The organism is Microcoleus sp. AT8-B5, assembly GCF_036705565.1.
Classification (GTDB): domain Bacteria; phylum Cyanobacteriota; class Cyanobacteriia; order Cyanobacteriales; family Microcoleaceae; genus Microcoleus.
Genome location: NZ_JAUBUY010000004.1, coordinates 36,975 through 50,258 on the forward strand (window position 1 = coordinate 36,975; position 13,284 = coordinate 50,258).

At 46.3% G+C, this 13,284-nt stretch carries 10 protein-coding genes and 1 pseudogene; 3 read left to right on the forward strand and 8 right to left on the reverse strand.

Annotation, left to right across the window (positions count from 1 at the left end):
- Positions 1 to 64 precede the first annotated feature (64 nt).
- The 6 genes from QUB39_RS04235 to QUB39_RS04260 form a co-directional block, all read right to left on the reverse strand.
- A complete protein-coding gene (locus QUB39_RS04235) occupies positions 65 to 1,492 on the reverse strand; it encodes a phosphoglucomutase/phosphomannomutase family protein (RefSeq protein ID WP_333051521.1) in 1,428 nt (475 codons plus the stop codon).
- Positions 1,493 to 1,736: 244 nt separating this feature from the next.
- Positions 1,737 to 2,471, reverse strand: coding sequence for a GTP cyclohydrolase I FolE (folE, locus tag QUB39_RS04240; RefSeq protein ID WP_333051519.1), 735 nt, complete (start codon positions 2,469 to 2,471; stop codon positions 1,737 to 1,739).
- A gap of 218 nt (positions 2,472 to 2,689) precedes the next feature.
- The gene (locus tag QUB39_RS04245; RefSeq protein WP_333051517.1) at positions 2,690 to 3,415 is read right to left on the reverse strand and encodes an SDR family oxidoreductase; all 726 of its coding nucleotides are present in this window, start codon (positions 3,413 to 3,415) and stop codon (positions 2,690 to 2,692) included.
- A 241-nt stretch (positions 3,416 to 3,656) separates the two neighbouring features.
- On the reverse strand, positions 3,657 to 4,637 hold the full coding sequence (accA, locus tag QUB39_RS04250) for an acetyl-CoA carboxylase carboxyl transferase subunit alpha (RefSeq protein ID WP_333051515.1): 981 nt from the start codon (positions 4,635 to 4,637) through the stop codon (positions 3,657 to 3,659).
- 255 nt (positions 4,638 to 4,892) lie between these two features.
- Entirely contained in the window at positions 4,893 to 5,918 is a 1,026-nt protein-coding gene (locus tag QUB39_RS04255) for a long-chain acyl-[acyl-carrier-protein] reductase (RefSeq protein ID WP_333051513.1), read from the reverse strand.
- Positions 5,919 to 6,067: 149 nt separating this feature from the next.
- Positions 6,068 to 6,760, reverse strand: coding sequence for an aldehyde oxygenase (deformylating) (locus tag QUB39_RS04260; RefSeq protein ID WP_333051511.1), 693 nt, complete (start codon positions 6,758 to 6,760; stop codon positions 6,068 to 6,070).
- A gap of 64 nt (positions 6,761 to 6,824) precedes the next feature.
- Between QUB39_RS04260 and QUB39_RS04265 the strand changes: the two genes are divergently transcribed.
- The 3 genes and pseudogenes from QUB39_RS04265 to QUB39_RS04275 all read left to right on the forward strand — a co-directional run.
- Positions 6,825 to 6,992 carry a hypothetical protein gene (locus QUB39_RS04265; protein ID WP_333051509.1) on the forward strand — a complete coding sequence of 56 codons (168 nt, stop codon included), beginning with the start codon at positions 6,825 to 6,827 and terminating at the stop codon, positions 6,990 to 6,992.
- Positions 6,993 to 7,255: 263 nt separating this feature from the next.
- Positions 7,256 to 8,074: a carbohydrate ABC transporter permease gene (locus QUB39_RS04270; protein WP_333051507.1), complete on the forward strand. Its 819-nt coding sequence runs from the start codon at positions 7,256 to 7,258 to the stop codon at positions 8,072 to 8,074.
- A 243-nt stretch (positions 8,075 to 8,317) separates the two neighbouring features.
- A pseudogene (locus QUB39_RS04275) lies at positions 8,318 to 8,464 on the forward strand (transporter suffix domain-containing protein); the annotation flags it as partial.
- A gap of 161 nt (positions 8,465 to 8,625) precedes the next feature.
- Here QUB39_RS04275 and QUB39_RS04280 read toward each other — a convergent pair.
- Together QUB39_RS04280 and QUB39_RS04285 are read right to left on the reverse strand one after the other, a co-directional pair.
- Positions 8,626 to 9,654, reverse strand: coding sequence for a hypothetical protein (locus QUB39_RS04280; protein WP_333209264.1), 1,029 nt, complete (start codon positions 9,652 to 9,654; stop codon positions 8,626 to 8,628).
- Between the two features lie 286 nt (positions 9,655 to 9,940).
- Positions 9,941 to 13,144, reverse strand: coding sequence for an efflux RND transporter permease subunit (locus QUB39_RS04285; protein WP_333051505.1), 3,204 nt, complete (start codon positions 13,142 to 13,144; stop codon positions 9,941 to 9,943).
- Positions 13,145 to 13,284 lie beyond the last annotated feature (140 nt).

The following is a 13,284-nucleotide window of genomic DNA, read 5'->3' on the forward strand; positions in this document are numbered from 1 at the left end:
AAAGAGAGATTTGAGATCGAGTCATCTGCGTTCATCTGCGTTGATCTGCGGTGGAAAAGTCCGATTAATTATGCGCCCAATTTTTCGCCCAGTTTAAGTTTTTCATGACTTCTTTCAATGTCGCTGCTTCTGAATACAGCCGCAACACTGGTTCGGTTCCGCTAAACCGAATTAACAGCCAACTTCCGTCTGCTAAACGAAATTTATATCCGTCCACTTTGTTGCAATCTACAACTGCTTTGCCGGCGATTTCTGTTAAGGGTTGATTTTGCAGCAGGGACAGCAAACGCGACCTTTCTTCCATGTTTGCTAGGTGCAAGTCTATTCTGTCATACGCTGAAGTAAAGCTTGTTTCTTGTTGCAGTCGGCTGTAAATTTCGCTTAAGTCTTCGCCGGATTTGACAACTGCTTCTAATAAGTACAGCGCTGACAGCAAAGCATCTCGTTCGGGTATGTGTGTACCGTAGCCAATTCCTCCCGATTCTTCGCCGCCGACTAAGACTTGGGTGGTCAACATTCGATCGGCTATATACTTGTAACCGATCGGCGTTTCAAATAATGGCAAGTCGTACAGCTTGGCAATTTTAGGAATTATGTCTGAACCGCTGACTGTTTTGATGACTTCCCCGGTCAAGCCGCGCCGTGAAGCTAAATGTTCGATTAAGATGGGAACTAGGATTTGTGAACTGAGGAAGTTGCCGCTAGAGTCAACGGCTGCAATTCGATCGCTATCTCCGTCAAATACAAATCCAATGGACAAACCAGAACTTTTTCGCTGGTGAGTACGCATCACCCGAAATAACTGCGACAGGTAGCGCGGCAAAGGTTCCGGTGCACCGCCACCAAACAGCGGATCTCGATCGCTGTTGACTTCATGTACTGTTTCTTCTAAAATTTGAGCTAGTCCTCCTGCTGCGGCCCCGTGCATTACATCTACAAATACTGTAATTTTGCCGCTGGCGATCGCTTCTTTAATCGCCTCAATATCTACCATTTCCCGCAAGGTTTTGCAGTAAGCTGGCCAAGGATTGAAATTATCCAATTTGCCGGGAGTTGCTGAAATTGCCGCCGGATTTTCGAGTTTTGCTTCTATCTGTTGAGTAACTTCGGGCGAAACTGAACCGCCAAATCCGCCCTTGACTTTTAACCCTAAATATGCACCGGGATTGTGGCTGGCTGTCAGGACGATCGCACCCAAAGCATTTAATTGTTTGGCAGCTAAACTGAAAGCTGGAGTGGGGGCGTAGGATTCGCTCAGCAGCACGTCAAATCCTGCGTTTTGGACGGCAACAGCCGCTGTGAAGGCAAATTCTTCAGCCAGAAATCGGCGGTCGTAACCGACAATTACGGTACCGCTGCTGCCATCGCTGCTGCCGGTTTGTGCGAGAACTTGTGCCGCTAAGGGAGCGACTAACGCTACGCGATCGAATGTAAAATCGTCAGCAATGATGCCGCGCCAGCCATCTGTACCGAATTTGATAGGAGGATTCATTTAGTCACAAGTCATGAGTCACCCGTCTATTTTATGGGTTTATCAGTCGATCGTCATCCGATTTTAGATTTTAGATCGGTCCTGGACGCACTCCGACAAAGAAACCGGGTTTTTTACCGAATTTACGGTGCGTAACGAAATATATCGTAAAAAAAACCCGGTTTCTGGACCTCATGCTTGATTACAGCCACCAAGAAAAAAGTGAATGACTAATGACTAATGACTAATGACTAATAACTAATGACTAAAAGAATGCCGGTTGGTGGCGGATCAAATTCAGGAATTCTTCGCGAGTTTTCTGTTCCTCTTGAAACACGCCCAACATGGCACTCGTAACCGTCCAAGCACCAGGTTTTTGCACACCCCGCATCGTCATGCACATATGGCTGGCTTCCATTACTACAGCTACTCCCTGCGGTTCCAATATTGTCTGAACTGCTTCAGCAATCTGGCGTGTCAAACGTTCTTGCACCTGCAATCGGCGGCTGTACATTTCAGCAATTCGGGCTAATTTACTCAATCCCACTACTTTTTGGTTGGGAATGTAAGCGACATGAACTCTACCCATAAACGGCAGCATATGGTGTTCGCACATACTGAATACGCTGATGTCTCGTACCAGTACCATTTCGTTGTGGCCTTCGTCAAAGATAGCGCCGTTGAGGAGTTCTTCTAGGGATTGACTGTAACCGCTGGTGAGAAACCGCATTGCTTCTGCTACCCGTTTTGGGGTTTTGAGCAATCCTTCCCGTTCAGGATCTTCTCCTACTCCCAGCAGCATTGTGCGAACAGCCTCCATCATTTCTTCCATGCCTACTTCTGATGGTTTGGGCACGCTGGATTCTTGACCGTGGGAGGAATTGCGATCGGGTCGAGTTGGGATGCGCGGGGTGTTGTTGTCTGCGGTTTGTAACAGTTTCATGCTGTCAGTCGAGAGAGAGTTCGACCCATTGGAATCGGCGGAAGATGCAATTGTCATAACAAGTTGGTGTGAGGGTGAATCGATTTTCGATTTTCGATTTTAGATTTTCGATTGGGGGATATATAGCCTTTCTCAAAAATGTGAGGTACGAATTTTGACCTGGAAAGCTTGACATTACAGGGTTTCTGTATACCTCATTTATCTGAGAACCGCTATAGCTAGAGATTCAAAGATTGTTGAATTCGAGAAAAATCCAGCAGTCTAAAATCTCAAGTTCACAAAACTCCTGCGTTGGACATGAGCGTGATTTCTTCAATTACTGCACTCGCTGGTAACTGAACTGCGTGCAGAATTGATTGGGCGACGATTTCTGGGGTTAACATGGCGCTGCGATCGAAGTCGGCGTCCACGGTGTCTGTGTCCCACATAGGAGTGTTGACAGAACCCGGACAGATTGCTGTTACGCGAATTCCGTGAGCCCGTTCTTCGGCGGCTAAGGTTTTAGACAAAGCCATGAGACCAAATTTGCTAACGCAGTAGGCTCCCCAGTTGGGGAAGGTTTGGGTGCCGGCGATCGAGGAAACGTTGATGATGATTCCCGATCGGCGATCGCGCATTGAGGGCAAAACTCCTAAAATGCACTGCCAAACGCTAGTCAGATTGAGGTCTAGAACGCTTTGCCAGTCGGTTAGGGAAGTTTCCGTCAAGGAGCCGGTGTAGCCCATGCCAGCGCTGTTTACCAGGATATCTACGGCACCCAATTGAGCTGCGATCGCGCTGATGCTGCTTTGCACTTGCTCAATTTTTGCCAAGTCTAAGGGATAAGCTTCTGCTTTCACTCCGACTGCTCGGGCCGCTGCGGCAACGGCTTCTAAGTTTTCCGACTCTCGGCTAACTAAGGCCAGATTTATGCCTTCGGCGGCGAACGCTAGAGCCGTCGCTTTGCCAATACCGCTGCTGGCTCCGGTAATCAGAGCCTGCTTTGTTGTTGGATGGTTCATTCAATGTCCTAATACTTTCCCTCGGCAACTCCCTACAGCGTTGCAGCCTTCATCGGCAAATTAGACAACTGTCTGCTGCGGGTGATAACAGTTAATTATGAGATAAACATTAAGAACTGTTAAGCCGTGTCACCTGAGAAATTATAACACTGCTGACAGATCCGCAGAATAATGAGCTGTGAGTTATGAGTTTAAAGTTAAGAATTTTTAACTCATAACTGATAACTCTGAATCGATCGGCTCAAGCCGCAATTTCAGTGAATACACCGATGTGGCGAAATTTTTGATACCGGAGTTCGCGTCGCTGCTGACCCGTAAGCTGGGTTAGTTCTGCTAAGTTTTCTAACAAAGCTTGTTTGAGTATGGAGGCAGCTTTGAGGGGATTCGAGTGAGCGCCGCCGATCGGCTCTGGTACTATTTGATCGAGAATGCCGAGGTTTTTCAAATCCCAGGAAGTGATTTTGAGAGCTTCTGCGGCCAAGTTAGCTTTACCGGAGTCTTTCCAGAGAATCGCCGCGCAAGCTTCGGGGGTGGCGACGGTGTAGACGGAATGTTCTAACATTAACAGCCGCTCGCCGACGCCGATACCCAATGCGCCGCCGGATCCGCCTTCGCCGATGACGGTGCAAATAATGGGAACGTCGAGGCGAAACATCTCGCGGAGGTTACAGGCGATCGCCTCTCCCTGTCCGAGCTGTTCTGCTTCTAAGCCCGCCCAAGCCCCCGGAGTGTCGATAAAGGTGAAAATTGGCATGGAGAAGCGATCGGCGTGTTCCATCAAGCGCAGGGCTTTGCGGTAGCCGCCGGGAGCAGCCATGCCGAAGTTGCGGGCGATATTGTCTTTTGTGTCGCGCCCTTTTTGATGGCCGATGATGACTGTGGGACGCCCGTCTATGCGGGCAATTCCGCCGACGAGGGCCGGGTCGTCTCCGCCGCGCCGATCGCCGTGAAGCTCGAGCCACTCGTCGCTAATTGCCTGAATGTAATCGAGGGTGCTGGGGCGGCGCGGGTGACGGGCCAGTTGCAGCCGCTGCATGGGGGACAAGCTGCTGAAAATTTCTTGTCGCAGTTGGGCGGAACGCGCTTCGAGTTTGCGAATTTCGTCGGTGACATCGACGCTGTTTTCGGCGGCGAGTTCGCGAATCTGGTGAATTCGGGTTTCGAGTTCGGCCAGGGGCTTTTCAAAATCTAAGAGTAAGGGTTTACGGTCTGGGTTTGGCACGCTGATAATTTCTATAAGGTTTTAAGGTGAAAGTCGATCGACTATTTCCCGATCCTACCCTGTCAGGGGATGCTGAAAAAGAGAGGAAATTTGGAAGTTTTGAATTTTAAATTTTGTATGAGATCAAATTTGGTCACATCATCATTATCATATAGCGCGAGCCGGAAGCTAGCGCTGCACTCCGAAAAATATTATTCTGATGCCAAATAAAAAGTCAACTATTAAATTTTCAAATTTAACAGTTGACTTTTAACATCAAACTGACATTAATAAAGGTCTGAAACCGTGCTTGACAGAAATATGACCGATTTGCTCCATCTTTTCCACAGTAATTTGATTCCGTCCCCAAGAAAAATTGGTATACATTTTTTCAAATTCCAGCAGCATTGATTCAGCAAAACAGGCAAACAACTGTCGGCCCGGCACATCCATATTGACAATCTTCATGATTTTCCACTCAATATCGAGGGAATGCTCCACAATGCCGCCATTGAGTACGTAAATTCCGGGATGCTGAACCTGAGTTGCCAAATTTTTCGGATAGCCACCGTCAATCAATAAACATGGTTGCTTCAATGTCTTAGGGTCAATTTCTACTCCCTTGGGCATACTGGCTACCCAGACTACAATATCCGCTTGGGGCAGGGCTTCTTCCAAGTCCATAATTTTCCCTCGACCCAATTCTGATTGCAAATCTTGCAATCGTTCTTTGTCGCGGGCGATGAGCAACAATTCTGCTACATTTGTTTTAACATTGAGCCAGCGACACACAGCACTGCCAATATCGCCAGTAGCACCACAAACCGCTACCGTGGCTTTTGAAAGTTCAATCCCCAATTTAGGGGCTGCTTCTTCTACTTGGCGGCAGAGGATGTAAGCTGTGTGAGTGTTACCAGTGGTGAAGCGTTCAAACTCCAACTTGAGATTGCGAATTTGCTTAATTTGCTGCAAGTTGAAAGTCTCAAAAATGATCGAAGAAAAGCCGCCCAAAGCAGTGATGTTAATCCCGTTTTTTTGAGCGTGTGCCATCGCATTAAGGATTTTGCGAGTAGCTGCTTTAATCCGGCGAGTTGCTAGCATTTCTGGCAAAAAACAGGACTCGACATAGCGACCTTCTATTTTTTGTCCAGTGATGCTTGTTACCGTGATCTGATCAACTATTTGGGGCGGTGCGCTGCACCAAAAATCGAGACCTTGATCGGCATATTCTGGATAGCCCAGCTCGTTAGCTACTGATTGGGCGTGTTCTAAGCTGGTTAAGTGACCGATTAGACCAAACATTAAGTTGTCAAATGAAGGAAGATGGAAGGTGGAAGATGGAAGATGGAAGATGGAAGATGGGAAGATTAAAAATTTATATTTTAAAATGAGTTATCCCATTTTTAATTTTTAATTTTTAATTTTTTTCCCATTCCTTATTTCCAAGTTAACTAGGCTGCGAGGCCTTGTGCTGACATCCGCATGATATCGCGGTTGTTAAAGCCTATGTTGCCTAGGGCTTCGCCGTAGGCAATCATAAAGTCTTCGATTAAAGCGTCTTTTTCCATTCCCAAGACGCGGGCATCGTCTGCGACAGAGTTTAGCAGTCTCCAGATGATGGGCAGGTTTTGGCGGTTGGCAGCTTCGAGTTCGGCTTTGGATTCCTCAAAGTGAGCCTGCAGCCAGACTTCCCCAAAGTTGAGGTGGCTGTATTCTTCTTTGACGACGCCTTCGGTGATTTTGCGAGCAAAGTCATCGGCGACGGGGATGTAGATGTTGTAAGCTGCGATCGCAAAACACTCGATAATTAGCGATTGAATCAACAAGCAAGTTACAATCTGACCTTCGGCCGCTGCCGTTTGGAAGTTTCTGTGCAATTCCGAAAAGAACTGCTTGGCAAATGCCATGTCGGGCGTGACTTTAAGATTCCTGCCACAAGCTTGGAAGCCTTTCATGTGGCGGTTCTCCATCTTGGACAAGCCAACTAACTCTGCTTTTTTGTCCGCCAACAGTTCGGCCAGTGTCAGGTAATTATCGTGAGCTTCTTGTTCGCCTTCAATCACAATGGCGTTGATGCGGCTGTAAGCATCTTTGTAAGTTTCGGTTTGAAAGTCAATTGTTGGGCTGGCCTCAAGCTGGGGCATAGATATGTAGTCTCCTTATATAAGCTTGCGGGATGTTGGGAAACCCCTTTAAAATGGGGGGTCAGTGACAGTACACTTTACCTATTTTGAACGCACCCCATCTAAATCACAGATTATAGCTGAGGATGCTTTCGACAAAGAACTTTTCTTTGACGTTCCGGGAAAAACTGGCGTCAAGCGTGCGTGTTTGCCGGACTTTTGCCGTCGAACACTCCAGAAAGACTATCGCTAGAATGCTATCTATTTACTAATTACTTGAATTAGTCGTTAGTCGATCTTTTGCCCGGAAATAGATGATAGAAATACGGTCTATGTCTCCACCTTTCAGGGTTTTACAGTACCAACTCTATCTATAACATTATATCCTAATCACAACTTCCTCCCTAGGTACTCCTTCTTTCCTTCTACGACTATTATGTTGTTGTATGGGAATCGGGGATGCGATCGGGTTGGAGAACGTCACAGGCTTATTATTTTAGGTTAATTCACAAATTTATGGGTAAATCCTTTGACAGGTCTCATGCGCTGGAACTGCTGAGTTTTATTTTGTTGCTGGCGGGTGCTGCGCTGGTGCTGCTGCCACTGGCTGCTGTATTTTGGGTTTCATTATCACCATCTGGTGTCGGTGTCAAGGCTGCAGGCCTGACTTTTGCAAACTATCAGGAGGCTTGGCGACGGGGCAATTTTTTGTTGGCATTCCTTAATTCTACTCTAGTGGCGATCGCAGTGACGGGTTTTCAGGTTGTAACTTCTGCTTTGGCCGGTTACGCCTTGGCCAGGCTGAAGTTTCGCGGGCGACAGGCGATTGTGTTGGGGGTTTTGGCGACGCTGGTAATTCCGTTTCAGCTTTTGGTGATTCCGATTTTCTTGGTTTTGAAGTGGGGCCATCTGCTGAATACTTACGGGGCGCTGATTTTGCCGACGGCGGCTAACGGTTTTGGGATTTTTCTGCTGCGCCAGTATTTTATGACAATTCCCGCGGAGTTAGAGGAGGCGGCAATGCTGGATGGGGCTAACCGCTGGCAGGTTTTGTGGCAGGTGATGTTACCTTTAGCCCGCCCTGCTTTGGTGACGCTGTTTTTGTTTACGTTTATCGGGGAGTGGAACGATTTGTTTAAGCCGCTGGTGTTTACGACGCGGCCCCAGTTGCGGACTGTGCAGTTGGTTCTGGCCGAATTTCAGGAACAGTTTACTAGCAGTTGGCAGTTGTTGATGGCGGCGGTGGTAATTGGAACAGTGCCGGTGGTGTTGCTGTTTTTGGCCGGTCAGCGACAGTTTATTCGAGGGATTGCGGCAACGGGGATTAAGAATTGAGTTGGAAATGCTTGGCAATTAAGTTTGTAGTCAGAGGTTGAACCATTCTCAAGAACAGGCAAGATGCTTGTTCCACCAATACTAAATGTTCTTGTGGAACAGGCCGGAAAGCCTGTTGCTGACATTGGTTCCAGAGGTGAGTTTGTAGTGAAGGAGGCGATTGAAATCGCTACTATACAAACGAAGTCCACTTTAAGCGGACTAACAGATAAAGGGCAGATCAAAGCTGTATTATGTGAATCTATGCAAAAGCTCGGTTTGTTCTTATTTGTCCTATCTTTTCTGCCCTGGCTGGCAGTCTTATTTGTTGTGCCCTTCCTGGGGCTGGACATTACCCAAAAAACTACTTTATCTTTCGTTCTGGCTGTTGGGGCGGAAGTTTGTTTTTGGATTAGCGTAGTGCTGTTGGGGAAAGAAGTAGTTACCAAATATCGGCGTTATTTGCATCCCCGATATCTTTGGAAAAAATCAAAAATTTTAACCGCAGATGAACAGGAATCGACGCAGATAATGAGCCGTGATGTTGGCTTTTATCTGCGGTCAAAGTTGAGCTATTCGCTGAAAATTTGCAAGCGAATAGAGCGTTCTCCGTCTCCGAAATCCACTTCAATCTTTTCTCCCGAAAGACTGTCCAAGCATCCCAAAAGCAACCGCAAATTGGGTGTGCTTGCTCCTGTATCCACGTACAATCTATCTGCCAAACTGCCTAAGCGTTTCCAAATGGTGTAGAGTTTGACTACTGCTTGTTCTAGCTGTGCGGCTTGTTTTACAACGTCGGCGGTGGTTCCCAAACAGCCTACTCGCAAAGATTCTTCTAAGGCCATTTCCATATCTAAGTGAGACTGATTGAGAGCTTGCACTTGGGCGGCGGCGTCGAGATATTTTGATAAGTTCTTGGCGTCGGATGTTAGCTGTTTAACAGTATCTACGTCGGGATTTTCTGCTACTTCTTTTTGAATTTCGCTTTGGTGAGATGGAGAGAGTTTCTCCATTTCTTTCACTAAAGGAGCGAGGTAGCGGGAAGGTAGAGAACCTGTAGATGCTTTTTCTTTGACTTCTTCTGGCAATAAATCTGAGTTCATTGCCATCCATTCGTCGGAGAGTTGTTTGACTTCGCGGCGGGTGATGCGATCGCCATTTGCTGCGGCATCTGTTACCATTTGCTGGACTTCGGGAGATGCTTTGGCTGTTTCTACAAAGGCTCTTTTGCTGAAGTTTCTAATGGAATCTGGGTCTAAATCTCCTTGCTGAATCAGAGTGTCGGCACTATTAGCTAATTCTATCAAAGAATAGGCTTGACTTTTGCCAATTTCTCTTTCTTTGAGCCAGTTCAAAAACCCTGTACCGCGTCCTTCGCCGCCTTTTTTTTCTCTGTCTCGGACTGTTCGGAGAATGCGTCCCCGCCAGATGTCGGTTTGCAAGTCGAAGCGATCGCACACTTTCCAGGCATTGTCAACCTGATTGTCAAAATCAAAGTCTGGTATTTGTTCGTCTTCGGGGTCTGGCAATTGGAAATTGATATCGGTAAAGCCGTTGAGGGCTTCTGCAAGTTCTGCGGGATTTAGGGGGACTTCAGCCATTAGAAAAAATTTGTGTAGTGCAACAGCCGGTTTAATTGATAACTAGCACGGGTTGACAGTTGAGACGCTATATGTAGCGGTAAGGTAGGCAAGATTTACCTACTAATAGAGCTTTTGTGCAAGTCATATCATTATTGCACGATGGGGGGCGATCGCTACCTGTACAAAAAATCTTCTCCGAGAGTTACCGCACAGCGTCGCAACAATCAAAAAGCCCGTGGCACAGATAGTCGGATATTTTGCAACAATAACCACTAACCGGATAGTTAAAGGAACTAATTACCCACTACAGCGGCGATACTTTATCGCGTTCAACCTCCTCGCCTGGAGTCGTTTTGCCGTTCAAAGTTGTACCATCACCGGGTAGATTTGTTAATCGATCGCGCTTCCGAAAGCGATCGCGAGTCGAGACAATGACCACATACAGCACCGGCACCATAAACAAACTCAAGAAAGTAGAAACAACCATCCCCCCCGCGATCGCATTCCCTAGCGATCTACGACTTGCAGCCCCCGCACCTTCCGGGTTAATTAGGGGAGCAATCCCCAAAATAAATGATAGAGAAGTCATCAAAATCGGTCGTAAACGCTCTTGAGAAGCCTCAACTGCTGCCTTAGTAATTGAATATCCCTGCTCCCGCAACTGGTTAGCAAACTCCACAATTAAAATCGCATTTTTACTTGCCAATCCAATCAACATCACCAAACCAATCTGGCAATAAACATCATTCGCCAACCCCCGCAACGACTGAGCTAAAAGTGCACCTAAAATCGCCAGAGGAACCGATAGCAAAATAATGAAAGGATCGACATAATTTTCGTACTGAGCCGCCAAAACCAAGAACACAAAAATCAGCCCCAAACCAAAAATAATTGGTGCTTGACCCCCCGACTCAATTTCTTCTAAAGAACTCCCCGACCATTCATATCCAAAACCCGACGGCAAAACTTCAGCCGACACCTTTTCCATCAATTTTATCGCCTGTCCAGAACTCGAGCCCGGAGCCGGGGAGCCACTAATTTCAATTGACCTATATAAATTGTAGTGGTTAACAGTTTGCGCTCCCACCACCGGAGTTATTTTCACCAAATTGCTCAAAGAAATCATTTCATTTTTTCCAGAGCGGACATACAATTTCCCAATATCTTCAGGGTTATCACGAAACTGTTTATCCGCCTGAACATACACCCGATAATTGCGCTGCTGCAGATTAAAATCATTCACATACTGAGAACCAAGAGCCGTTTGTAACGTACTGAAAACATCATTAATCGGAATATCTAGAGCCTTAGCTCGATTGCGGTCAACTTCCACAAGTAACTGAGGCGTATTCGCAGCAAACGTACTAAATACCGCCTGCAATCCGGGCGTCTGATTCGCCTGCTTTAAAATCCCGCCCATCGCCTGAACTAGAGAATCTAAACCGCTGTTCCCTTTGCGGTCTTGCAATTGAAATTGGAAGCCGCCAAATTGACCTAAACCTTGAATAGCCGGCGGATTCACCGGGAAAATTCTCGCTTCTGGAATCGCGAAAAACTTACCCTGCAATTTACCAATAATCGCTTGTACGGTTTGAGCTTCACCTTTCCTTTCTTTCCAGGGTTTAAGGGTAGTAAATATAATCCCCTGGTTGGAACTATTACCACTAAAACCAAAGCCACCTACCGAAAAAGTACCCACCACTTCAGGAACATTGAGGATTTCTTGTTCAACTCCATCCATCACCTGCTGGGTGTATTGCAGCGAAACGCCTTGAGGCCCTTGAATAATTGTCAGAAAATAGCCCTGGTCTTCCTCTGGGATAAATGCTGTTGGTACTGCTAAATAAAGCCAAGCGGTGAATCCCAGAGAAGCAATAAACAACAGGGTAACAAGGGTTTTAAATCGTGTTAAGAATATTAAGGACTCTCTATATTTCTTTTGCATCCAATCAAGAAAAATATTAATCCGGTTAAAAACCCAACCCAACGGGCCGCCAAACTTCTTACCTGGGCGCAGTAATATAGCGGCAAGTGAGGGAGTAAGAGTAACCGCCATAAAGGTAGAAAGCAGCACTGAAAAAGCAATTGTCAGGGCAAATTGTTTATAGAGTGCTCCCGTTGTCCCAGGGAAAAATGCCACGGGTACGAACACGGCCATCAATACTAAGGAAGTGGCAATTACAGCACTAAAAAGTTCCCGCATTGACTCGGAAGCTGCTTGGCGGGCATTCATACCTTGGCGGACTAGACGGTCAATATTTTCGACTACGATGATAGCGTCATCAACCACTAAACCTGTTGCTAAGGTAAGACCAAATAGAGACAAACTGTTAATCGTAAATCCGAATGCTTTGATAAAAGCAAATGTCCCAATCAAGGAAATGGGTATTGTGAGGGTGGGAATAATCGTAGTGCGCCAATCTTGCAGGAAAACAAAAATAACTATCACCACTAGCAAGACTGCTTCAAACAGAGTTTTGACTACTTCTGCCATTGACTCTTGGACAAATTGAGTCGTATCTAGTGCGGTTCTATGTATCACCCCCGGAGGGAAGTTTTTCGCTAATTTCTCCATTTCTGCTTTGACGGCTTGGGCAACATTTAGAGCATTACTTCCGGGTAATTGGTAAATCCCTAAACCCACCGCGTCATTCCCTCGAAATCGCAGAAAAGAGTTATAATTTTCTGCTCCTAATTCTGCTCTACCGACATCTTTTAACTTAACTAAAGTTCCATTTGCTTCGCTTTTAATAACTAGGTCTTCAAATTCTGTGGGGCTTTTGAGACGACTTTCTGCACTCAAATCAATCTGATACATTTGCCCTTCTGGGGCGGGTTCTTGACCAATTCTTCCTACTCCAACTTGCAAGTTTTGTTCGTTAATTGCTCTTGTTACATCTTGCATTGTTAGATTACGAGCCGCTAATTTATTGGGATCGATCCACAGGCGCATAGCATAGCGTCTTTCCCCAAAAATTCGCACGTCGCCCACGCCTTTTACTCTCTTTAAAGTGTCTGCTAAATAGAGGTCGGCGTAGTTGCTTAAAAATATGGTATCGTATTCTTTATTTTCGGTAAATAATCCTATAGCCAGCAGTAGGCTGTTAGATTGTTTTGTAACTGTAACTCCTGTGCGTTGTACGGCATCGGGGAGTTGTGGCTGAGCGACTGCAACTCGATTCTGCACATCGACGGCGGCGATATCTTTGTCGCGGGAAGTATCAAAGGTGGCTGTAATGGTGCTAGTTCCACTGTTAGTGCTACTGGAAGTTAGATATTTCAGTCCTTCAATGCCGTTGATTTGCCTTTCTAGGATGTTTGTTACCGCATTTTCGACAACTTCAGCATTGGCACCGCTATAGTTGGCTGTGACGTTGATTTGGGTGGGGCTGATGTCGGGGAAGCGTTCGATCGGCAATGTGGGAATGCTGATTGCGCCTACCAAAACAATAATTAAGGCGCAGACGCTAGCAAAGACTGGTCGTTTAATAAAGAAATCTGCAAACATTATTTGGGTAATGGGTAGTTGTTAGTTGATAATTGCTAATTCCTAATTGCACTTGCGTCAAAAATTAAAATAGCCCCCTTTTTTAGAGCGGAGCAATCAAGTAGTTTCACGTAAGGTACGTAGTTGCCCTTTAGCGCTCT